At 36.2% G+C, this 22,315-nt stretch carries 15 protein-coding genes; 7 read left to right on the top strand and 8 right to left on the bottom strand.

Annotated features, from left to right (window positions below):
* The first annotated feature begins 268 nt into the window (after positions 1-268).
* A complete protein-coding gene (locus tag BAZ10_RS14400; protein ID WP_078772629.1) occupies positions 269-2,347 on the top strand; it encodes a glycoside hydrolase family 2 protein in 2,079 nt (692 codons plus the stop codon).
* Positions 2,348-2,465: 118 nt separating this feature from the next.
* Positions 2,466-3,971: an alpha-L-fucosidase gene (locus tag BAZ10_RS14395; protein ID WP_078772628.1), complete on the top strand. Its 1,506-nt coding sequence runs from the start codon at positions 2,466-2,468 to the stop codon at positions 3,969-3,971.
* Between the two features lie 38 nt (positions 3,972-4,009).
* Here the strand turns inward: BAZ10_RS14395 and BAZ10_RS14390 are convergent, their stop codons facing one another.
* Positions 4,010-4,930, bottom strand: coding sequence for a bifunctional riboflavin kinase/FAD synthetase (locus BAZ10_RS14390; RefSeq protein WP_078772627.1), 921 nt, complete (start codon positions 4,928-4,930; stop codon positions 4,010-4,012).
* A gap of 102 nt (positions 4,931-5,032) precedes the next feature.
* On the opposite strand from BAZ10_RS14390, the gene atpD reads away from it, so the two are divergent.
* The 4 genes from atpD to BAZ10_RS14370 all read left to right on the top strand — a co-directional run bounded on the left by atpD (position 5,033) and on the right by BAZ10_RS14370 (position 11,060).
* On the top strand, positions 5,033-6,541 hold the full coding sequence (gene atpD, locus BAZ10_RS14385; RefSeq protein ID WP_009090660.1) for a F0F1 ATP synthase subunit beta: 1,509 nt from the start codon (positions 5,033-5,035) through the stop codon (positions 6,539-6,541).
* A gap of 56 nt (positions 6,542-6,597) precedes the next feature.
* The gene (locus BAZ10_RS14380; protein WP_009090662.1) at positions 6,598-6,882 is read left to right on the top strand and encodes a F0F1 ATP synthase subunit epsilon; all 285 of its coding nucleotides are present in this window, start codon (positions 6,598-6,600) and stop codon (positions 6,880-6,882) included.
* Between the two features lie 166 nt (positions 6,883-7,048).
* Complete coding sequence (locus tag BAZ10_RS14375) at positions 7,049-9,580, top strand: DUF5686 family protein (protein WP_245803824.1); 2,532 nt, start codon at positions 7,049-7,051, stop codon at positions 9,578-9,580.
* A 166-nt stretch (positions 9,581-9,746) separates the two neighbouring features.
* The gene (locus BAZ10_RS14370; protein WP_078772625.1) at positions 9,747-11,060 is read left to right on the top strand and encodes a GDSL-type esterase/lipase family protein; all 1,314 of its coding nucleotides are present in this window, start codon (positions 9,747-9,749) and stop codon (positions 11,058-11,060) included.
* 130 nt (positions 11,061-11,190) lie between these two features.
* On the opposite strand, the gene BAZ10_RS14365 is transcribed toward BAZ10_RS14370, so the two are convergent.
* From BAZ10_RS14365 to BAZ10_RS14335, 7 genes are all read right to left on the bottom strand, one after another.
* Complete coding sequence (locus BAZ10_RS14365; RefSeq protein ID WP_021347813.1) at positions 11,191-11,625, bottom strand: FKBP-type peptidyl-prolyl cis-trans isomerase; 435 nt, start codon at positions 11,623-11,625, stop codon at positions 11,191-11,193.
* A gap of 46 nt (positions 11,626-11,671) precedes the next feature.
* A complete protein-coding gene (locus BAZ10_RS14360; RefSeq protein WP_078772624.1) occupies positions 11,672-13,327 on the bottom strand; it encodes an MBOAT family O-acyltransferase in 1,656 nt (551 codons plus the stop codon).
* Between the two features lie 9 nt (positions 13,328-13,336).
* On the bottom strand, positions 13,337-14,668 hold the full coding sequence (locus BAZ10_RS14355; RefSeq protein WP_078772839.1) for an SGNH/GDSL hydrolase family protein: 1,332 nt from the start codon (positions 14,666-14,668) through the stop codon (positions 13,337-13,339).
* Between the two features lie 81 nt (positions 14,669-14,749).
* The gene (locus BAZ10_RS14350) at positions 14,750-15,211 is read right to left on the bottom strand and encodes a glucosaminidase domain-containing protein (protein WP_078772623.1); all 462 of its coding nucleotides are present in this window, start codon (positions 15,209-15,211) and stop codon (positions 14,750-14,752) included.
* Positions 15,212-15,285: 74 nt separating this feature from the next.
* Positions 15,286-16,101, bottom strand: coding sequence for a hypothetical protein (locus BAZ10_RS14345; RefSeq protein ID WP_078772622.1), 816 nt, complete (start codon positions 16,099-16,101; stop codon positions 15,286-15,288).
* 78 nt (positions 16,102-16,179) lie between these two features.
* Complete coding sequence (locus BAZ10_RS14340; RefSeq protein ID WP_059156314.1) at positions 16,180-17,451, bottom strand: aminotransferase class I/II-fold pyridoxal phosphate-dependent enzyme; 1,272 nt, start codon at positions 17,449-17,451, stop codon at positions 16,180-16,182.
* Positions 17,452-17,524: 73 nt separating this feature from the next.
* Positions 17,525-18,562 (bottom strand): PLP-dependent cysteine synthase family protein, encoded by a 1,038-nt coding sequence (locus tag BAZ10_RS14335; RefSeq protein WP_078772621.1) that lies wholly within the window; start codon positions 18,560-18,562, stop codon positions 17,525-17,527.
* Between the two features lie 241 nt (positions 18,563-18,803).
* Here BAZ10_RS14335 and BAZ10_RS14330 point away from each other — a divergent pair, with 241 nt between their 5' ends.
* A complete protein-coding gene (locus BAZ10_RS14330; RefSeq protein ID WP_078772620.1) occupies positions 18,804-22,289 on the top strand; it encodes a glycosyltransferase family 117 protein in 3,486 nt (1,161 codons plus the stop codon).
* Positions 22,290-22,315: the final 26 nt, after the last annotated feature.

Here is a 22,315-nt window from a genome sequence, read left to right as displayed (position 1 = left end):
TTTCCTCTTTTCTTTAATGCAAATTTATCTATTATAAATTAATATAGCTATTAAAATTTCCATTATTTGATTGGATATCATTTTTATATTCTGTGTTTAATTTTTATTTTGTCAAAAAAGAGGCCTTATGATTATTTATATTTCAATAATTATGTTTTGCATACAGTTTTTAATTAAAACTTTATAGATATTTATAATATAATTAATTAGCAGAGAATGCTGGATAAAAATTCCTATTTTTGGAAAACTAATAACCAAAACAAACATCATGTTGAATCATTTTAACAAGGCACTGTTGCTTACAATGCTTTCATCTGCCTCTGTAGTTTATGCTCAAAGGGTTACAGAAGATTTCAATAAAGACTGGAAATTCTTCCAGCCCAGAAACGAAACTTTTAATTTTAACTTCGACAATGGACAGGATTTTAAGCCTTCCAATATAGATCTGTGGGAAAGTGTTACACTTCCTCACACTTTCAACAAAGATGATATGCAGCGGGATAATAATTTTTATACCGGAAATGTATTATACCAGAAGAAATTCACAGTAAGTGATGCGCAAAAAAACAAAAGAACATTTTTGAAATTTGAAGGAGTAGGAAGCGTTGCGAAGCTTTATATCAACAATAAATTTATTGGGGAGCATAAAGGAGGATATTCCCAGTTTGCCTACGAAATTACCAATTCGGTAAACTATGGTAAAGAAAATGTACTGACAGTTATCGCCAACAACCAGGCGCGTAAAGATGTTATTCCCGTTAATCAGTTTTTATTCCCTATTTATGGAGGCATTTACCGTCCGGTAAGTATGATTACGACGAATAAAACCAATTTTGTGGTAACGGATTATGCCGCACCCGGAATATTTATTAGCCAGAAAAATGTATCTGCGAAAAGTGCAGATATAGAAATAAAAGCAAAACTCGAAACTACTGAAAAAACAATTCAGAATGCTATACTGGAGACTTCTGTTATTAATAAAGATGGTAAAACCGTAGCGGTAGTAAAAAATCCTGTGAACATAAGTCCGCAGGGGACTACTTATGTTACCCAGAATATTAATCTGAAGAATCCGCATCTTTGGGATGGTGTGCGCGATCCTTACTTGTATACCGTATCTTCCAAAATTATTGTTAATGGTACCGATACAGATGTTCTAAAGCAAAACCTTGGTGTAAGAACTGTAGAGGTAATTCCCGGAAAAGGTTTTTTTCTGAACGGAAAACATTACCCAATGCATGGCGTTTCCCGCCATCAGGATGAATGGGGATATGGTTCGGCACTGTCTTATGAGCAGCATAAAAGAGATATGGACCTGATGAAGGAAATGGGCGTTACAACTATTCGTTTGGCTCATTACCAGCAAGCCCCGCAGATGTATGAACTGGCAGACCAGTACGGTTTTCTTGTATGGGCAGAAATTCCTTTCGTAAATGCTGTTTCTTATCAGGAGAATGACAATGCGAAACAACAAATGACGGAATTGGTAAAGCAAAATTATAATCACCCTTCTATATATATATGGGGGGTACATAATGAGGTCTATTCCAAGACCAAAGACGAACAAGTTCCTGTATTGTCGCGCCAGCTAAGTGATATTGCAAAAGCAATAGACCCATACCGGATGACAGGAGCTGTAAATGGCTATAATCAGGTAGACAGGCCAGAAAATCTTACAACTGATGTTCAGGGAATTAACCACTATTTTGGCTGGTATGGCGGTAAAATTGGTGATCTGGAAAATTGGGCACAAGGACTGGAAAAGAATTTTGCACAGTATAAAGTAATCCTTACCGAATACGGCGCAGACGGAAATATGGATATTGGAGCTGAAGAAGTAAAACAGCCTGCAGATGTGGTTTCCGGGAAATCATTTCCGGAAAATTATCAGACAGAGACCCATATTCAGCAATGGGCGATTATAGAAAAACATCCGCAGATTGCCGCTTCTTATGTATGGAATATGTTTGAATTTGCAGTTCCGATGTGGAATCGTGGTGGTGTAAACGCCCGAAACCTAAAAGGGCTGATTACCTTTGACCGCAAACGTAAAAAAGATTCTTTCTACTGGTATAAGGCCAATTGGAACCCAGAGCCAATGATATATCTGGCGAATAGAAGAGATAATATGCGTAAAAATCCGGTTTCTAAAATTCAGGTGTTTTCTAATCTAAAAGAGGTTAAAATATCGGTTAACGGAAAAGAATATCAGGCTAAAAATGGTGTGAATGCGAAACATTGGGTAATAGAAAATGCTCAGCTTCAAAAAGGAACAAATACCATTAAAGCTATTGGTAAATCCGGTGGAAAAGAACTGACCGATGAAATGACATGGACTTTAGAGTGAGATAATGTAGCAATGTTACAGGACTAGTATATACTCTATTACATTTTAAGGCATTATCTGAAAACTAGGAACCATCAACTAACAACCAATAACTAAAAACTAACAACCAACTAATACCATGAGAAAATCAATGTTTAATTTAAGCCTTCTGACCGTGCTTTCTATGAGTGCTATGATGCAGGCTCAGGCATGGACCGGAGAAAAACAGGAGAAGCCTAAGGAAAGGGTGGTGCTGAAATACGGCCCCATCACGCCAGCTCACCGGACAGATGAAGCGATGCAGAAATTCAGAGAATACGGATTAGGGCAGTTCATCCATTGGGGAATTTATGCTATTCCGGGAAACGAATGGAATGGTGTAAGTGCCAGAGGCGGGGCAGCAGCATCGGAGTGGATACGTTCCTGGAGCGGACCAACAGCTCCTAAGGATTGGAAGAATACCTATGATAATCTATATAAACAGTTTAACCCTAAAGATTTTGATGCCAAACGCTGGGCGAAACAGGCTAAAGATATGGGCGCTAAATATGTAATCTTTACAACAAAGCATCACGATGGTTTTGCTTTATGGCCTACAAAGTACTCTGCTTATAATATTACAAAAACGCCTTATAAAAAAGATATTGTAAAGCAAATTGTAGATGCTTATGATGCTGAGGGGATAGATGTTTTCCTATATTTTTCTATTTTGGAATGGAATAATCCTGACTATCTTTACAAAGCACCCCAAACAGCTGAAGAGAAGGCTAAATATTCTAAATTTTTGAAATATACAGAAAATCAGTTACTGGAGTTGCTGAAGAACTATCCACAGATTAAAGGATTTTGGTTCGACGGAACATGGGATGCCTCGTGGAAAAGTGCCTATGAATTTACCTATAATCTGGAGAAAAAACTTCGCGAAAAACATCCAGGGCTTATCATCGGTAGTCGTTTCCGTAACGATGAAAATCAAAAAAGGCACTTCGATACTAACGGAGATTTGCTGGGCGATTATGAGCAGGGTTGGGAACGTAAGCTTCCAAAAAATTACGAATCTCTTAACGGGAACGACTGGGATTGTGTAATGACTATTCCGCCAAATGGCTGGGGTTACATGAAAGATTGGAATGGGATTTATACCAAAACACCTGATGATCTAATTGAAATGTTGATGCGTTCACGTTCTATGGGAGGTAATTTTGTTGTTAATTTTGGACCCGATGGTAACGGGAATTTTCACCCTGAAGAGGATAAAATAATGAAAGAAATAGGTGAATGGACAAAAGTAAATGCTGAAGCTATTTATAATGTAGAACATTCTCCGATGTCCCTTTCCAACTATGGATATTTTACAAAGAAAGGTAATAATACCTACTTAACAGTGTTTAACAGACCTGTTAATCAGATTGTGAGATTAAGAGTAGATAAGAAAGCTACAGAAGTTCCGTCTTCTGCTTCACTGCTTACAGGGAACAGAAAACTGGAATTAAAACAAAGCGATATGGGATTGGATTTGGATAAGAATACATACTATGATATTATCCTCCCGAAAGATTACCAGACAGATAAAGCTTTTGTTATAAAAATAGAAATGAAACAGGGATCTGTGAAAACAGACAAGCTGATGGATGCGAAAATGTAATAAATAAAAAAGCGAAAACCCAGGTTTTCGCTTTTTTGTTATTTAAAGAAATCTATTGTTAGCTGTTTATCTTCATCCAGTCTTTCAATCAGTTTTTCAAGACTTTCAAACTTTATCTCATCATGAAGATAATCTCTGAAGTATACGGTAATATGTTCTCCGTAGATATCCTGATCAAAATCCAGGATATATACTTCCGTTGTTTTTTTAGTTCCGTTTACTGTAGGATTTGTACCTATGCTCAACATTCCTTTGTGCATTTGTCCGTTAAGTTCTACATCTACGATATAGGCTCCGTTTTTAGGAAGCAGCTTTATAGGATCTACATCTATATTGGCGGTTGGGTAGCCAATAGTTCTTCCTATTTTTTTACCTCCTACGACTGTACCGCTTACAGGGTAGTGGTAACCTAAGAATTCATTAGCTGTTATTATATCTCCCTCAGACAACGCATTCCTTATTTTTGTAGAGCTTACTGCAAGTTCATTCACAAGAACAGCTTTGGTTTCTTCCACAACAAAATTGTTTTCTGAAGCCATTTTTTCGAGAAGCTCAAAATTTCCGCTTTTATTTTTTCCAAAATGATGATCGTAGCCAATCACAATATGCTTCATATGGAGTTTATCCAGCAAAATTTGTTTCACAAAATCCTCTCCGGAAAGATTTCTGAAGTCGTCATTGAATTCCTGAAGAAATGTTTTTTGAATTCCAAAACGTTCTAAAAGCTGTAGTTTTTCCTCCAGAGTATTGAGTAATTTTATCTCAACTTCTGGTTGCAAAACCTTTCGGGGATGCGGCCAAAAAGTGAGCAATGCACTCTCCAGCTGGTGGGTTTCACTATGCTTTTCTAGTTTTTTTATAATTTCCTGATGGCCTTTATGTACTCCGTCGAACATTCCCAACGACATTGTAAGTCCCATTGCATCGCTATATTCAGCTATATTTTTTACAATTTTCAAGGTGAAAAATTTTAGGCATTACAAATATGATAAAAATCTTTTTTACAGACAATGCAGATATGAGGAATATCACTATATTTGCACTCAAGAAAAAAATTAGAAATGGCAAACCAAATTCAGGGAAAAATTGCACAGATTATCGGACCGGTAATCGACGTGGTATTTCAGGAAGTAGAGGAACTACCAAACATTTATGACGCACTTGAAGTTGTCAGAGAAGGCCAGAAAGGTCTGATCTTAGAAGTTGAACAACACATCGGTGAGGATACAGTGAGATGTATCGCTATGGATGCAACAGACGGACTTCAAAGAGGACAATCTGTAATAGGACATGGAAGACAAATTACTATGCCTATTGGTGAAGAAGTAAATGGTAGATTGTTCAACGTGGTAGGAGATGCTATCGACGGACTTCAGGAATTATCTAAAGACAATGGTTTGCCAATCCACAGAGAAGCACCTAAATTCGATCAGTTATCAACTTCTGCTGAAGTATTATATACAGGTATCAAAGTAATCGACCTTATCGAGCCTTATGCAAAAGGTGGTAAAATTGGTTTGTTCGGTGGTGCTGGTGTAGGTAAAACAGTATTGATCCAGGAATTGATTAATAACATCGCTAAAGGACACGGTGGTCTTTCTGTATTCGCAGGAGTAGGTGAAAGAACAAGAGAAGGAAATGACCTTCTTCGTGAAATGTTAGAGTCTGGTATTATTAAATATGGTGACGAATTCATGCACTCTATGGAGAACGGTGGATGGGATCTTTCTAAAGTTGACAGTGAGTTGATGAAAGAATCTAAAGCTGCTTTCGTTTTCGGACAGATGAACGAGCCACCAGGTGCAAGAGCACGTGTAGCCCTTTCTGGTCTTACTTTAGCTGAATACTACCGTGATGGTGGTGAAAGCGGACAAGGTAGAGACGTTCTTTTCTTCGTAGACAATATCTTCCGTTTTACACAGGCTGGTTCTGAGGTGTCTGCACTTCTTGGTCGTATGCCTTCAGCGGTAGGTTACCAACCAACTCTAGCTTCTGAGATGGGTGCGATGCAGGAGAGAATTACTTCAACTAAAAACGGATCTATTACATCTGTACAGGCGGTTTACGTACCTGCGGATGACTTAACTGACCCGGCTCCGGCTACAACATTTGCTCACTTAGATGCAACAACTGTATTGGACAGAAAAATTGCTTCATTAGGTATTTATCCGGCTGTAGATCCATTGGCATCTACTTCAAGAATCCTTGCTCCGGAAATTATCGGTGAAGAACACTATAACTGTGCTCAGAGAGTAAAAGAAATTCTTCAGAGATATAAAGCTCTTCAGGATATCATCGCTATCCTTGGTATGGAAGAACTTTCTGAAGAAGATAAATTATCAGTTTACCGTGCAAGAAAAGTTCAGAGATTCTTATCTCAGCCTTTCCACGTTGCTGAGCAGTTTACAGGTATTCCAGGTGTGTTGGTAGACATCAAAAATACAATCAAAGGATTTAACATGATTATCGATGGTGAGTTAGATCACCTTCCGGAAGCAGCTTTCAACCTTAAAGGTTCTATCGAAGATGCTATCGAAGCCGGAGAGAAAATGTTAGCTGAGAACAAATAATATTGCTAATTGCTGATAGCCCATAGCTATTAGCTGGTAGCCTAAAGCAATTAAAAATGATTATAAAAATATTAACCCCGGAATCTGTAGTGTTTGAAGGACAAGTAGATTCAGTTCTGGTACCAGGTATCAGTGGTGATTTCCACATCATGAAAAATCACGCATCAATTGTTTCTGCACTGAAGGAAGGTGATGTTAGAATTTTCTCAGCTGGAATTTCAGATAACTATGCTAAGAATTTTGAGACCGTAAGTGCTGACAAAGGTGAGTTTGCTTACAAAATCAAAAGCGGAGTAATAGAGTTTAATAACGACAACGGAATTATTCTTTGTGAATGTTAATTCCCTTGTTTAAGGATAAAAAAATCCCGGATCATCAATGATTCGGGATTTTTTATTGTTATAAATAGTTAATTGGCACGCCCTTGGCTATAAACACAGGTATTCTTTTATATATTTGCAAAATTATTTTATAAAAGGAATGCTGGTTCTGACGATGTGAAATCTTATGATGAAAAAACTACTATTTTGTTCTTTAACCTGTGTGATGCTTGTGAAGGTAAACGGGCAGCTAAAACTGACAGGTAAAATAACGGACTCCAAATCTAGAAAACCGATTGCTGAAGCCCTGCTTAGCAATCAAAATAACACTGCAAAAACAGACAGTAACGGACTTTTTGAACTTGTTGTTCAGGACAGTATCGGTATGATTTCTGTAGAAAAGAAAGACTTTCTACTGCAGGATGTACCTTTTGATTTTCATAAAACATCCATACTGGATATTTCACTGGTATCATCTGTGAAAACGGAACAGAAGAATATTGAAGGTGTTGTAATCAGTGGTAAGAAAAAGTACAAAAATAAAAAAGAAAATCCTGCCTACGCAATTCTGAACGAAGTATGGAAGCGCAAGTACAGAAATGCTTTTGATTCGTATGATAATTATAAATATGACGAATATCAAAAGCTGGAAGCATCCCTCAATAATCTTGACAGTACTTTTACCCAGAAAAAGATTTTTAAAGGAATGGAGTTCATGTTCAAAAATGTTGATACAGCTGCCGTTACCGGAAAAGCTTATGTACCGATCTACATGAACGAGCAAATTTCTACCTTTTATAAAAGAAACAAACCTTCTTCATCTGAAAAGAAAGTATTGGTAGCTGAAAAAGCTTCAGGCTTTGAAGATTACCAGTTCATGGTTCAGACTATTCAGAACCTTTATAAAGATTTCAATATTTATGACAATACGTTAAACTTTTTCGATAAAGGTTTTCCAAGTCCGCTTTCTACAGACGGATTTAGTATATACGAGTACGAATTGATGCCGGATAATGTTGTAGATGGAGAACCATGTTTTACGATAAAATACTATCCTAAAAATACAGCAGCACTTGCTTTCAGAGGCGTTATATTTATAGCGAAATCATCTTATGCCGTTAAAAAAGTATCGTTGAATTCTGCAAAGAATATGGACGTAAACTTTGTTCGTGGTGTAAATGCTGAATTAACCTATTATATTATCGATGAAAAGTCTTTCAGACCGGAGAAGTCGCATATTATGATAGATATGTCCTTATTGAATAAAAAAGCCAATTCTAAAGGACTTTATGTAGACCGTACTATTTCTTATACAAACTTTGAGGTTAATAAACCTGAAATATCTGCTGAAGTAGATAAGAAAGTTGAGATAGGAAACCCTGAAGTTTATAAGAAAGACGATGCTTTTTGGCAAGCTAACCGTCAGGTTCCATTAACCAAAATGGATTCTGTGACCTATAATAATCTTGAAAAATTATGGCAGGTACCTAAATTTAAAACTGCTATAAAAGTTGCGGAAATGCTAGGTTCTGGCTTTTATAATGTAGGAAAAGCGATCGATATAGGTAATCTTTATTCCGTATACGGGCGTAATGATGTTGAAGGGCCACGTGTAAGATTGGGACTAAGAACTTTCTTTAGTCGTAATGATATGTGGAGACTCGAAGGTTATGGAGCTTATGGATTTAAAGATCATAAATTCAAATATGGAATAGGCGGACGCTACATGTTTGATAAAAATAACCGTTTTACAATTGGTTATGGTTTCAAAAACGATATCCAGCAATTGGGTGTAGAAGCAATAGGGGATACCAACAGTAGTGTAGGGATGAGAAGATCATTTGCATCTTCATCTATTGCAAGTACCGGAAGCAATGTCTATCTGAGTAAGGTTGTAGAGAATAACCTCTATTTTTCGATAGAGCCTTTCCGTAATTTCCAGATAATGTTGGACGGCAGCTACAGAGAAATTACAGCTGCAGATCCGGAGTTATTCAAGATAAACTACGTAAATAAAAATGGTATAGAAAAAAGTCAGGTAAATGATGCCAGAGCATCGCTAGTACTAACTTATCGTCCGGGAGCTAGATTTGCTGAATATGGAGTAGACAGAAATACCATAAAAACATTATCTCCGACTTTTACTTTACGTTATACGAAAGGGATACCTGGTTTTTTCAAGTCTGATTTCAACTACGATAAATTACAGTTCTCATACAGACATCCAATTCTTATTGGTAATATGGGACGATCAGATGTTAGTTTTGAAGCAGGTACCATTTTCGGATCTGTACCATTATCTTTAATGAATGTTCTTCCGGGGAACCAATCATACTTTAGTATTCCAAATACTTTTGCCCAGCTTAATTTCTATGAATTTGTAACAGATTCTTATTCTACATTATTCTGGGAGCACCATTTTAATGGATGGATATTCAACAAAGTACCATTACTTAAGAAGCTAAAACTTCGTGAAGTAGCTTTCTTTAGAGGAGCATGGGGTAGCCTGAAGCATGATAATGTAGTCATGAACAGATCCAACATTTTCTATACAGCTCCTAAAGATCATATTTACTATGAATATGGTTTCGGAATAGAAAATATTGGTTTCGGTAACTTCCGTATGTTCCGAATAGATTTCAACTGGAGAGGGAACTACCTGGACAGACCTGATGCACGTAAATTTGGTGTGAAAATCGGAATGCAGTTCGGATTCTAATATATAGAGCAAAAATATTTTTGAGTATATAAACTCGCAGGCTTTAAAAACCTGCGAGTTTTTTTATAGACAATATTGTATCTGGGCATTTATGATTTCTTATTGGTTTTCCTGTTTTTTCAGTCATAGTTCCTATCTTTAAGACTTCAAATTCTGAGAACACATTATGCATCAATATTTAAAAGCAATTTCTTTAGCCGCTTGTATTTCTTTATCTGCACAACAGATTGAAAATCCATCAGGAATGGCAAGTTTTGCTCAAAAACTTAAAGCAAATAATAAAGTTACTAATATCTTATTTTTAGGAGATTCCCATATTCAGGCTGGATGGATTCCGGAAGTTTTGAGACAAAGATTTACCGAAAAATATGGCTATGCCGGAAGAGGATTGGTATTTCCTTATGCTGTAGCCAATTCCAACGGGCCATTGGATATTACATCAGTCTCTAATCAGGCATGGCAGACATTCCGCTTGGTATACGATCAGGATGTTTTCAGTCAGATGGGAGCTTTAGGCTTTGTTATGGGAAATAATAAAGATTCTTTTATAGAAATAGGCTTTAATAATCCTAATGATTCTTTTGATGAAGTAAGAATACTGAATGATAAGCAAATGGCAGGGGAGAGCTTTACTATTTATGAAACCAATGCTCCTCTTAATTCTTATATTGCTAAAAGAAAGACTATTGTATCATATACGGTTCAGCAGGGAGAAACTTTTCCGGAACTGGCTGCAAAATTTAATACAACAACGACAAGATTGGCCCAGCTAAATGGAAATGGAATTAAATTCCCGCAGCCTGGGCAGGTCATAAAAGCGGAACAGACAGAACCTGATTTTAACCCCGATTTTGAACAAAAATTGACTATAGCCGGGCAAGGAAAATATACTGAAGGAGAAACTGTTTTTAATTATCCTAAGGCAACGAGAAACTTTCTGATGCGTACCAATGCTTCCAAAGGAAATATTTTATATGGTTTTCAGTTTCTTAAAAAGAATGCTACTTCTGGTATTGTTTTCAACGGTGTAGGTGTAAACGGGGCTACTTATGCTGACTTTTTAAAATATCCGTTGCAGCTGGAAGAGTTGAAGCAGGTAAATCCGGATGTAGTTATGATTTCACTGGGAACAAATGAATCTTTGAGTACCATTACAAAAGAAGAATTCCAAAAGAGCGCACAAGACCTGATACAAGCTTTTAGAAAAGATAATCCTACATTACCCATTCTTTTGATCTCTCCTACAGATAATAAATTAAAAGGAGACCGTATACAAGAAATTGTTTCATGGATAAAAGAAATAAGTATTCAAAATAATACAGCTTTTCTTAACATGTATGAAGCAACAGGGGGGAAAGGTTACTTTGTTAAATCTTTAGCAAGAAAAGAAGCTAATGGAGATGGAGTTCATTTTCTGAAACCTGGATATACCCAGCAAGCAGAAATGATCTGGAAGGCGCTGAATGAGGCTTTAAAATAAGTTAGAATTTTGGATTACGAATTACGATCATAAATATAAAAAACAACCTGTTTCAAAATGAAACAGGTTGTTTTTTATATTTTAAATTTAGAAGTGAAAATTTCGTATTTCTAATTTCTAACTTCGTATTTTATTTAATTCCTAAAAGCTCTACTTCGAAGATCAAAGTACTGTTAGGCCCTATTTCTTTTGAAATTTGCTCGTTTCCGTATGCTAAATGTGGTGGAATAACCAGTTTCCATTTGCTGCCTGTAGACATTAGCTGTAAAGCCTCAGTCCATCCTTCGATAACCCTGTTCAAAGGAAACGTAGCTGGCTTTTTTCTTTCTACAGAACTGTCGAAAACCTGACCGCTAATCGTTGTACCGTGATAATGGCAAATAACAGAATCTTTAGCACCAGGTTTTTTCCCTTCAGAAGCCTCTAATATTTCATACTGAAGCCCGCTTTCCAGGGTTACAACTCCTTCTTTTGCCCCAAATGCAGCCTGAAATTCCTGACCTTCCTTTAGGTTCTTCTCAGCCAAAGCTTTCTTCTTTTTCAATAATAAATCTGCTACGCCCATATTTTTATTTTTTAGACTGCGAATTTAGTGAAAAACAATTAATCAGTTAGAACTGTAGATAAATAGGCATTACCTGTTCAGACGATTTAAAGTAACCATATAGTATAAGAAATGCAAAGAAAATAAGAATATAGTATGCTAAAGAAACTTTACCAACTTTATCTATTACTTTATCTGCATAGCCATCCGGTATGAAGTGAATACACATTGCCAGAGCTATCATCCATAATACTTCTTTATAATTGTCGTAGAAAGGTCCCCAAACTCCGGCATCGAAGTTATAGAAGATCTGGTGAATCATTGACATAGCAATATCAAAATTTTCAGCTTTAAAGAAGATCCAGCAGAAACATACAAAGTGGAAAGTTATCACAACCATAATAGCATTATACCACTTAGAATTGTTAAATCCTGCAAAAGCCTTTCCGGTAAGCATCATCCATATTTTATGAATACCTAATGATACACCATGCATGGCACCCCAGATAATAAAGTTCCAGCTTGCACCATGCCAGAAACCACCTAGTAACATTGTTGTCAGTAAATTGAAATTGGCTGCAATACCTTTTGGATTTTTATTAATCAGTGGCGGAAGAACAAAGATTAACAATAAAATTGCTGAAACTCCGCCTGCCCACATGTATGATAAATGGAACAGATTAACTGACATGAGAAAAGTTCCTGCCAGGAATAATACAACAAAGATATAAGAACCTACAGTTGCATTTCTGTTACCTCCTAACGGGATATACAAATAATCTCTCAGCCATGAAGACAGGGAAATATGCCATCTTCTCCAGAATTCGGTAATACTCTTACTCTGATAAGGAGAAAGGAAGTTTGTCGGTATTTTAAAGCCTAACCACAATGCAACACCTATTGCAACATCACTATAACCACTAAAGTCACAGTAAATAACCATCGCATAGCCGTATACCGCAAAAAGATTTTCTACACCGGCATGCAAGGATGGATTATCGAATATATAATTAACAAGGTTAAGAGTAATATAATCCGATATAACAAGCTTTTTTATCAGACCTGAAATAATAAGATAAAATCCTTTTGCAAAGTCCCTTTCCGATATAACATAAGATTGGTTAATCTGGGGTACAAAATCATGTGCCCGTACAATTGGCCCCATCACAAGTTTTGGGAAGAAAGAAAGGAATAATAAATAATCTGAAAACTTAGTAGCAGGTTTAAATTCGCCACGGTATACATCCAGTGTATAACTAAGGTTTTCGAAAGTATAAAAAGAGATCCCTACAGGTAATAAAATATTCAGAGGATTGAATCCTGTATGGAATAATTCGTTGGATACATTAATAAAGAAATTGGTATACTTAAAATAGAAAAGCATCCCAAGGTTAAACACTATACTACAAATAAGTAATATGGTCTTTTTCTTCTTATCCGGTGTTTTGTATATCGCATTAGAGAGAACAAAGTCTACAATAGCAGACAGTATTACCAGTAATACAAAGGCTCCACTTGCTTTATAGAAAAAGTAAAGCGAGAAGAAACAAAACATATATCTTCTGGGCTTAGGATATTTTCTAAGAAAATAAAACAGAACAATAAATAAAAAGAAGAAATAAACGAAAAATCCATTGTTAAAGAGCAAAGGATTCTCTTTGTCATATAAAAACTGATGAAGGAAGGCTCCTAAATCGAAATCAGCCAGTAATTTCTCAAACATTTGTAGTGCTTATTTTTTCTTTAAATATTTTTTATAATCATTCTGGATAGCATGGTAGATTTTCTCTGCCAGTATATCGGCTCCTTTCCCATTCGGATGGACATAATCTTTATTAGCCAGCGGAGGTGTTTCATTTGCCCATTTTACAATAGAGTTGGTTCCACCCATAGATTCAAACTGATTGTAGAATGCAAATCCGTTTTCAATAGCTAATTGTGCCTGTGTTTCCAATAGGTTAGGTAATCCTTTTGCTGTTTTATAAGTTCCATCATATCGGAAAGCTCTGTCCGCAGAACTTACGACAAGGAAATCGGCATCAGAAAAACCATTTTTTAATTTAGCCAGAACCGGCTTCATTAGTTTAGCATAGTAGCTATAGTCAGTATCGTTCGGACGGAAAAGAAGATTTACCCCATACTGAAGTACGATAAGATCGTAGTGATTATTTTCCTGGATAGCTTTAATAAAATCTTCATCCAGTTTGTTCAGTTCCACACCGGTAATACCTCTGAAAGAGAAGTTATCTACAAAGATACCTTTCTGGCTTTCAAAACTTACACCATAGATAGGTGTAGAGCCTGCATTACCTTTTAGTTTTATCTGGTGGGAAGAATCGGTAATAGATTCTTTATTTACACTTGCGTTTCCGCCAAGGCTAAGCTCTGTCCCATTTACAGATACACTTCCGCCTCCTCTTCCGTAAATGACGGATTTGGTAATAGGTGTAGCTAAAGAATCATTTTTAATAGTATTGTCGGTATAAGAACCAGAACCATCTCCGGTAAAATAATGCCCGGAGAGGTACATATTGGTAGCTCCTTTGGTCTTAAAGCTGGTATCATTCCATCCGGATGCAGAAGTGGTTGCAGTTTGTCTGAACCCTGCTACATTAGAAGAGATAGGAAGATAACCTACACCATAACCTCCGTATTCCTGTTGTAAAAGTTTACGTAATGTCTGGGTAAGTAAGTCACCTTCGATCATACTATCTCCAAAATAAGCAATCCGGATTTTTACATTTTCACCCTTTTTCAGCCTGTTCAGCTTCTCCATGAATTTAGGAAGCGAACTATGCTCACCCTTATTAAAATTGGTGATGAATTCAGGTTTTTTGTAAAGATCAAAATCCTGCTCCGTAGTTTCCTTTACATTTATTTTTGGCTGTGAAGCTAAAGAATCAGCTTTTTGCTTTTCCTTATTAGGGAAAATATCAGCAATTAAATTAATGCGGTCAAAAGGTTCCCAGCTAAGGCTGAAAACCTTAAAAATTATGGAAACTAATAGATAAATGAAAAAACATGCAGAGACTAACGCGAGTACTCTTTTATTTTGATTTTTCAAAGAATGTGTTTTTAAATTATTAATAGTACCTAGCAAACAGATGCCAAATATAAAAATAATTTTACACAAAACAGAGACATATTAGTCTGAAAGTCCGAATTTGTTGATGATTGAGTTGATCCGTTGTTTCCAGGTTTCTGGCTGAGTGGAGTATCCTGCGGATGCGATCGCTTTGACCCAAGCGTTGTGATTGTCTGTCCCTTTTAGTTGGGAGTAGTATTTTTTTCTGGAAAGAAGCTCGCAGAATGCTCTGTAACTTTCTTTTACTGAAGTGAAGCTTTTGTACTTCGAACTGTTTACTGTGTTTTTGCCTACAATCCCGAAGTGGTTATTTAAAGCTTTGCTGTTTTTACTTGTTCCGCCTCCCGATTCTACGAAGGCTACTGCTAAAATAATCGAACTGGGTATACCATATTCTTTTGAAAGTGTCGCTGCCATGTCTTTATTCTCTTTAATGTAAGAATTCTGCGCTTTGGCATTGAATGAAATAAAAGTTAATACTAAACTTATGACGACTACTTTAATATTAATAAAATGTTTCATAAATATTAAATTTGAGTGCGAAGGTAGCCCTTCAAGTCTATGGTCTCAAATTTTTAAGAAATTTTAACATTTTTTCAGGGTTCTTTGTACTCTATTTTCTTTTTTTTGTTAAAAACTTTAACATTTATTTTGTTATGCGGTACATTGAATTCTATAAATGATTGATTATCAAGACATTTACGATCCGAGCATCCTGACGTTTTGTACACACCCGGCTCTGCTTGGACGATTGGAGTCTCTTCTCTGAAATTTTTTATAAAGTCCGGATAAGCATCTTTTAATAATTTTTCTAACCTGTTTTTTATAATTGGATGATCAAAAAATCCAGCTTCTTTTGGATACTCATTTTCAAAGTTTTTCAAGAAAAATAACTCCGGCTTCTTTCCATTTCCGGGTACAGCTGTAAGAATATGGGTGTAAATCTTAGGTAAATGATTTCCTTTAATTCCAAGATTAGAAATAATACTTTTTACATCAGTATCATAATTAATCTTCATTTTTTCTCCGTTAAAGTTTAAATACAAATCATCTTTCTGGTGCTCATATTCAAACGGAACAACAAGTACATATCCATTATACGTTCCTTTGGAAGTTACTGAGTAATAAGCAATTCCGTTTTTGTCATACGCTGCAAAATTAACCTCATAATTCTTAGATCTGTTCAGTTTAGTGATATTGATCTCATGCTGAATATTGAGGTCGTTTTTGGCTACGAACTTTCCGGTAATAATCTGGTCATTAATGCCGTGCACCACATTGTTTCTCAGGAAATCAGCTTCCTGAGGGGCTGTCTTACAGGCAGTAAAAGTTGTACATAATATAAATGAAAAAGCTATATAGGTAACTTTTCTCATCATTGAGATATATACTGCAATAATAGCATTTTTCATCGAAATAATAATAGTTTTAAGGCATGAAAAAAGCTGAAAGTATACTTCCAGCTTTTTATATTGAATTATAGCTTACTATTAAATTGGCTTGAAACTTAGTCCCTGTTCTTGTAAAAGCTTCTGCTCCTGCTCTTTATAGTATCCGCTAACCAATTTGTCATGGATAGCTTCAAAAGCTGCAAGAGTTTCATTGATTTCAGCATCTGTATGAGAAGCAGTAGGAATAAGTCTTAAAAGGATCATTCCTTTAGGAATTACCGGATATACTACAACAGAAGTAAATATACGGTAGTTCTCTCTAAGATCTTTAACTAATAGGGTAGCTTCTACAGGAGTTCCCTGCATCATAACAGGTGTTACACATGTATTGGTATCACCAATGTTAAAGCCTCTGTCTTTTAATCCTTTTTGTAATTTATTTACATTTTCCCAAAGCTTAGCTTTTATCTCCGGTCTGGTTCTCAGTAGCTCCAGCCTTTTTAATCCGCCAAGTACCATAGGCATTGTAAGAGATTTCGCAAAGATCTGTGAACGAAGGTTGAATTTCAGGTAACGGATGATTTCTTTATCTCCCGCTAAAAATGCACCAAAACCAGCCATAGACTTAGCAAAAGTAGAGAAGTATACATCAATCTGATCCTGACATCCCTGTTCTTCACCTGCTCCGGCACCAGTTTTACCTAAAGTACCAAAACCATGAGCATCATCTACTAATAAGCGGAAGTTGTATTTAGATTTTAATTCGCAGATCTCTTTAATTTTTCCCTGCTGTCCTCTCATTCCAAAAACCCCCTCAGTAATTACTAAAATACCACCATTGTTTTCCTGTGCTACTTTAGTTGCTCTTTGAAGATTTTTTTCAAGACTTTCCATATCATTGTGCTTGTATGTAAATCTCTTACCAGAATGTAGTCTTACACCGTCTACAATACAAGCATGAGAATCCATATCATATACAATAACATCATTTCTGTTTACCAGGGCATCTATAGTAGAAACCATTCCCTGATATCCGAAATTCAATAGATATGCGCTTTCTTTTTGAACGAATTCAGCCAGTTCTTTTTCCAGCTGAAGGTGCTGGTCAGTTTCTCCGGACATTGCTCTTGCACCCATAGGATAGAACATTCCATACTCTGCAGCAGCTTTTGCATCAGCTTCTTTTACTTCCGGATGATTACATAATCCTAAATAATCATTAGCACTCCAAAAGATAACCTCTTTTCCCTGGAACTGCATTCTCGGACCAATAGGTCCTTCTAGTCTTGGGAAAATAAAGTAACCTTCTCCATAATCGGCGAATTGCCCTAATGGACCTGGATTTTGCTTGATTCTTTCAAAAATATCCATTTAATTGTGGTTTTTTATTAAAAAGTCTCCCGATGGAATATCGGGAGAAAGTTATATTAAATTATTACAATAATTATTTGATGTATTCTGTTTTGAAGACCTCTTCGTAATTGTGTACACAGTTACGGTTAAATCCCTGAGATTCCATCCAGCCGTCATTATATACTTTAGTAATATAACGGGAGCCATGATCCGGGAATATAAGTACAACAAGGTCATCTTTAGAAAATTCATGGGTTTCCGCATATTGTTTCAGAGCCTGAACAACAGCACCTGTGGTATAACCACCCATAATTCCTTCTTTTAACGCAATATCTCTTGTGGCATATGCCGAGTTCTCATCATTTACACGGACAAATTCATCAACCTGATCAAATAATAAGGCTCCGGGAATAAGATTTTTTCCCAAACCTTCTATCTGATAAGAGTGAATTTCATCTTTGTCGATTTCTCCGGTTTCATGGTAAGTCTTCAGAATAGAGCCATCTGCATCTACACCAATTACTTTGATATCAGAATTCTGCTCTTTTAAGAACTTTGCAGATCCGGACAAAGTTCCGCCGGTACCACAACATGCAAAAATATGAGTTATTTTCCCCTCCGTCTGTTCCCAGATTTCAGGACCTGTGTTCTGATAGTGAGCTTCAATGTTTAATTCATTGAAGTATTGGTTAATATAGATTGAGTTTGGAGTTTCCGAAGCGACTTTTTTTGCTACTTCATAATAAGACCTTGGATCGTCTGCCGGTACACTGGCAGGGCAAACATATACTGTTGCTCCCAAAGCTTTTAGGTAAGCAATTTTTTCTGGTTTAGTTTTGTCACTAACAGCAAGTATACACTTGTAACCTTTTATAATACTAACCATTGCGATTGAAAAGCCTGTATTTCCTGAAGTAGTTTCTACAATTGTAGCACCTGGCTTTAGGATACCCTTTTTCTCCGCGGCCTCGATGATATGGATCGCAATCCTATCTTTTGTTGAGTGTCCGGGATTATAAGATTCTAGTTTAGCATATACTGTAGCCGGAATGTGGTTCGTTACACGGTTTAACCTAACCATGGGAGTGTTCCCGATTAAACCAAGAATGTTATCGAATACATTAGTCATTATATATCATTTTTCTCTAATAAGAACTATCTGCAAAAATATAAAAATATTTGGTTTCAATATGTCAAAATTATGCCAAAATCTACGATTTAAAAATCAAAGATTAAAAAAAACTTAAAAAGCATTAATTTATAGTGATTTATAGAAAGCCTAATTCTTATCATGTTTTGCCTGAAATGAAAAAAAACTATAAAAAGTATTTTAAAAACCTTAATTTCGCAACACAATTTAAAATTTTAGCATGAAGGAATGGACATTTAGGAAATGGAATACCTTTTTAGGATGGGGAATTTTTGTGGTCGCCGCAGTTACTTACCTATCTACAATTGAGCCGAATCTCAGTTTCTGGGATTGTGGAGAATACATATCTTCTGCAGTAAAACTGCAGGTAACCCACGCTCCGGGAGCGGCTCTTTTCCAGTTGATAGGCGCAGTTGTAGCAATGTTTGCATTTGGAGACGGACATCATTACGGAACAGTTATTAATGCTATGTCGGCTTTATGTAGTGCCTTCACTATATTATTTTTATTTTGGACAATTACACATCTGGTAAGAAGGATTCTGAACAAAGAAATGGATGAACTTACAGATAATCAGACTGTAGGCGTTCTTTTTTCGGGAATTATAGGAGCTTTGGCTTTTACATTCAGTGATACATTCTGGTTCTCCGCAGTAGAAGGAGAGGTATATGCCATGTCCAGTATGTTTATTGCTTTACTTTTATGGTTGATCTGTAAATGGGAAAACGAATTTAATGAAAGTGATAACGAAAGATGGATTGTTCTTATCTTCTTTGTAACAGGGCTTTCTGTTGGGGTACACATGATGTGTATGCTGACTGTTCCTGCAATATGTCTTATCTACTATTCAAGAAAATACACTTTTACCTGGAAAAGTTTTATCATAGCCAATGTGGTAACACTTGTTATTTTGGGACTGGTATTCAAAGGAGTATTTCCTTTTATCATGACCATGTTCGCGAAAAGCGAAATAGCTTTCGTTAATGGCTTTGGTTTACCTTTTAATTCAGGAACAATATTCGCTTTTCTTGTGTTGGCAGGACTCTCTTATCTGGCCATAAGCTATGCGAGAAAGAAGAAAAACAGTGTTTTCCAGACGATTGCCCTTAGCCTTGTCTACATGATTATTGGTTTCTCTTGCTGGATGGTTATTCCTATCCGTGCAATGGCAAATCCTGCAATTAACCTGAATGATCCTGACAATGCTATTGGTATGTTGGATTATTATAACCGTGTACAGTATGGTGACTGGCCAACGTCTTATGGTGAGAATTATACAGCTTACCTGGATTATAACGGAATGGAAAAAAATGAAGACGGAAGTTATAAAACAATCAAAACTGGTGATATTTACGAAAAGGATGATAAAACCGGACGTTATGTTTTAGTTGGACAGAGAGATAATATTGTTTTCAATAAAAATCATGTAGGCTTTTTTCCGAGAATGTTCAATAGTGATAAAGATGTAATGTCTAATTATATCTCTATGTACGGAGCACCGGACTTTACATTCAATTATAGCAATCCTGATGTTTCCGATGATCCTCAGGCTCATAAAATATTTGATGAACTAAAGAAGAAATATAACGACGGATCTATAAAAGTGGATGATTATATGCAGGTGAAAAATTATAACCTGATCAACATCAAAAAGCCTTCTTTCAGTCAGAATTTCGATTATTTCGTTAGTTTCCAGAATGGTTACTATTTTGTAAGATACCTGATGTGGAATTTTGTCGGAAGACAGAATGATCTGCAAGGGCAGATGGAAAATACAAATGGAAACTGGATCAGTGGTATTTCGTTTATTGATAATGCAATGCATGGTGACCAGAGCAAAATGCCGGCATATTATAAAAATGAATCTACTGTAGCATTCTTTTTTCTTCCCCTTCTTTTAGGTTTAGTAGGATTCTTCTTTCAGCTAAACAAAGATTTTGGACGATTTTATGCAATCCTTTCTCTGTTTATTATTACGAGTATAGGTATTGTTTACTATACGGGTGTTAAACCTTTTGAACCACGTGAGCGTGACTACGCGATGGTAGGTTCGTTCTATGCTTTTGCAATCTGGATCGGATTAGGAGCTGCTGCCGTTTTCTATTTCCTGGATCAGAAAGTAAAGGATAGCAAAGCTAATTGGGTTGCAGGTGTTATCCTTTTAGGAATTCCGTTTATGATGGGCTTCCAGAATTACAGAGTACACGACAGAAGTCATAAATATGCTGCTTATGACTATGCATATTCATTCCTGAAATCTCTTCCAAAAGAAACAATTATGATTTCCTATGGAGATAATGATACATATCCTGTATGGGGAATCCAGCAGACAGAAGGGTTCAGAAATGACGTAAGAGTTGCTCACCAGGCTCTTCTTACAACACCTTGGTTTATCGATCAGATGATGCGTAAGGTAGATAATTCTAATCCTATACCATTATCTATGTCTCATGAAAATTATAAAGAAGGTGTAAATGACCAGGTATATGTAATGTCCAAAGAAGACTGGAATGCTATTTATAAAAACCTTGAATCTCAGGGAGCTCCGGGTACTGTATTGTCATCATTCAGAAAATACCTTGTACAGGATTCTATGACGATGAAGGACGCAGTGAACTTCCTGAAAATGAAATCTGAGGATAAAGACACTGTATTGAAATTTATCTTTGGTGATGATAAATATGAAAAATTAAACTTCCTTCCGGTTAGTAAATTTGTTCTTCCTGTTAATGTAAACAATGCTGTAAAAGCAGGAATTATTAAACCACAGGAAGCTGGATTGGCAGTAGATCATATCACAATAGATTATGCAAAATCTTCTATTATGAAGAACAATGTATTCCTGTTGGATTTATTAGCTACATTCGATTGGAAACGTCCAATTAGCTTCTCTGCCGGAGGTGTATATGATGCAGCGAATATTTTCTTCCTGGGTGATTATTTACAATTCGATGGGTTCTCTTATCGTTTGGTTCCGATTAAAACGGAAACAAATAATAGAGGCGATATGGGAAGAGTAGATGCAGACGATCTTTATAACGTAGTGAAAAGCTACAAGTGGGGTAACTTCAAAGATTTGTATAACCACTACGATGAAACTGCAACCCAGAATATTATCAGCTACAGAATGAGTGCTTCACGTGCAGCTCAGGAATTAGTAGCAAAAGGTGATAAGAAGAGAGCTTTAGAATTATTAGACCTTGCTTCGGCAGAAATTCCGGTGGCTAAATATAATGATCCGCGTTCTTTAGCTGAGATAGTTTACGGGTATATTGTTGCAGGTCAGGAACAGAAAGGTCTTAAGCTTGCTGAAGAACTGAAAAAGAATATTTTTAATGAATACGATTATTTCAGTAACCTGGATCCGTCACAGCAGAAGTTTGTGAGAAAGCAGCTTTCTTTACAGCCGTATCTGTATTCTGTTGTTGTAAGTACAGTAAGTGATGCTTACGAAGAGATGGGACAGAAAGATAAAGCTTACCAGTATATTGTAAATTCAATTACCCCTGTAGATAAGAGATTCTCAGACTTTGTTAAAGGACTTCAGGCTATGGGTAAAGAAAAGGCGTATAAAGAATCTGAAAATGTACAGAAGATTACACCTTTCTACGAATACCTGTTCAATGTAATGAAGCCTTATGATTCAACTTACTCTAAAGAGAAAATGGATCAGATCACAAGTCAGGTGATTAAAGCAACGCAATAAAAAAATAAAATATTCAAATAATAAAA

It is taken from the genome of Elizabethkingia occulta (assembly GCF_002023715.1).
GTDB lineage: Bacteria > Bacteroidota > Bacteroidia > Flavobacteriales > Weeksellaceae > Elizabethkingia > Elizabethkingia occulta.
The sequence above is the reverse complement of the archived record's forward strand: the minus strand, read 5'-3'. Positions and strand labels throughout refer to the sequence as shown.

Coding starts and splice junctions, on each gene's coding strand:
- BAZ10_RS14350 (WP_078772623.1), bottom strand. CDS start 15,211: ATGAAACATTTTATTAATATTAAAGTAGTCGTCATAAGTTTAGTATTA.
- BAZ10_RS14365 (WP_021347813.1), bottom strand. CDS start 11,625: ATGGGCGTAGCAGATTTATTATTGAAAAAGAAGAAAGCTTTGGCTGAG.
- BAZ10_RS14330 (WP_078772620.1), top strand. CDS start 18,804: ATGAAGGAATGGACATTTAGGAAATGGAATACCTTTTTAGGATGGGGA.
- BAZ10_RS14375 (WP_245803824.1), top strand. CDS start 7,049: ATGATGAAAAAACTACTATTTTGTTCTTTAACCTGTGTGATGCTTGTG.
- BAZ10_RS14380 (WP_009090662.1), top strand. CDS start 6,598: ATGATTATAAAAATATTAACCCCGGAATCTGTAGTGTTTGAAGGACAA.
- BAZ10_RS14370 (WP_078772625.1), top strand. CDS start 9,747: ATGCATCAATATTTAAAAGCAATTTCTTTAGCCGCTTGTATTTCTTTA.
- atpD (WP_009090660.1), top strand. CDS start 5,033: ATGGCAAACCAAATTCAGGGAAAAATTGCACAGATTATCGGACCGGTA.
- BAZ10_RS14340 (WP_059156314.1), bottom strand. CDS start 17,451: ATGGATATTTTTGAAAGAATCAAGCAAAATCCAGGTCCATTAGGGCAA.
- BAZ10_RS14400 (WP_078772629.1), top strand. CDS start 269: ATGTTGAATCATTTTAACAAGGCACTGTTGCTTACAATGCTTTCATCT.
- BAZ10_RS14360 (WP_078772624.1), bottom strand. CDS start 13,327: ATGTTTGAGAAATTACTGGCTGATTTCGATTTAGGAGCCTTCCTTCAT.
- BAZ10_RS14395 (WP_078772628.1), top strand. CDS start 2,466: ATGAGAAAATCAATGTTTAATTTAAGCCTTCTGACCGTGCTTTCTATG.
- BAZ10_RS14335 (WP_078772621.1), bottom strand. CDS start 18,562: ATGACTAATGTATTCGATAACATTCTTGGTTTAATCGGGAACACTCCC.
- BAZ10_RS14345 (WP_078772622.1), bottom strand. CDS start 16,101: ATGAAAAATGCTATTATTGCAGTATATATCTCAATGATGAGAAAAGTT.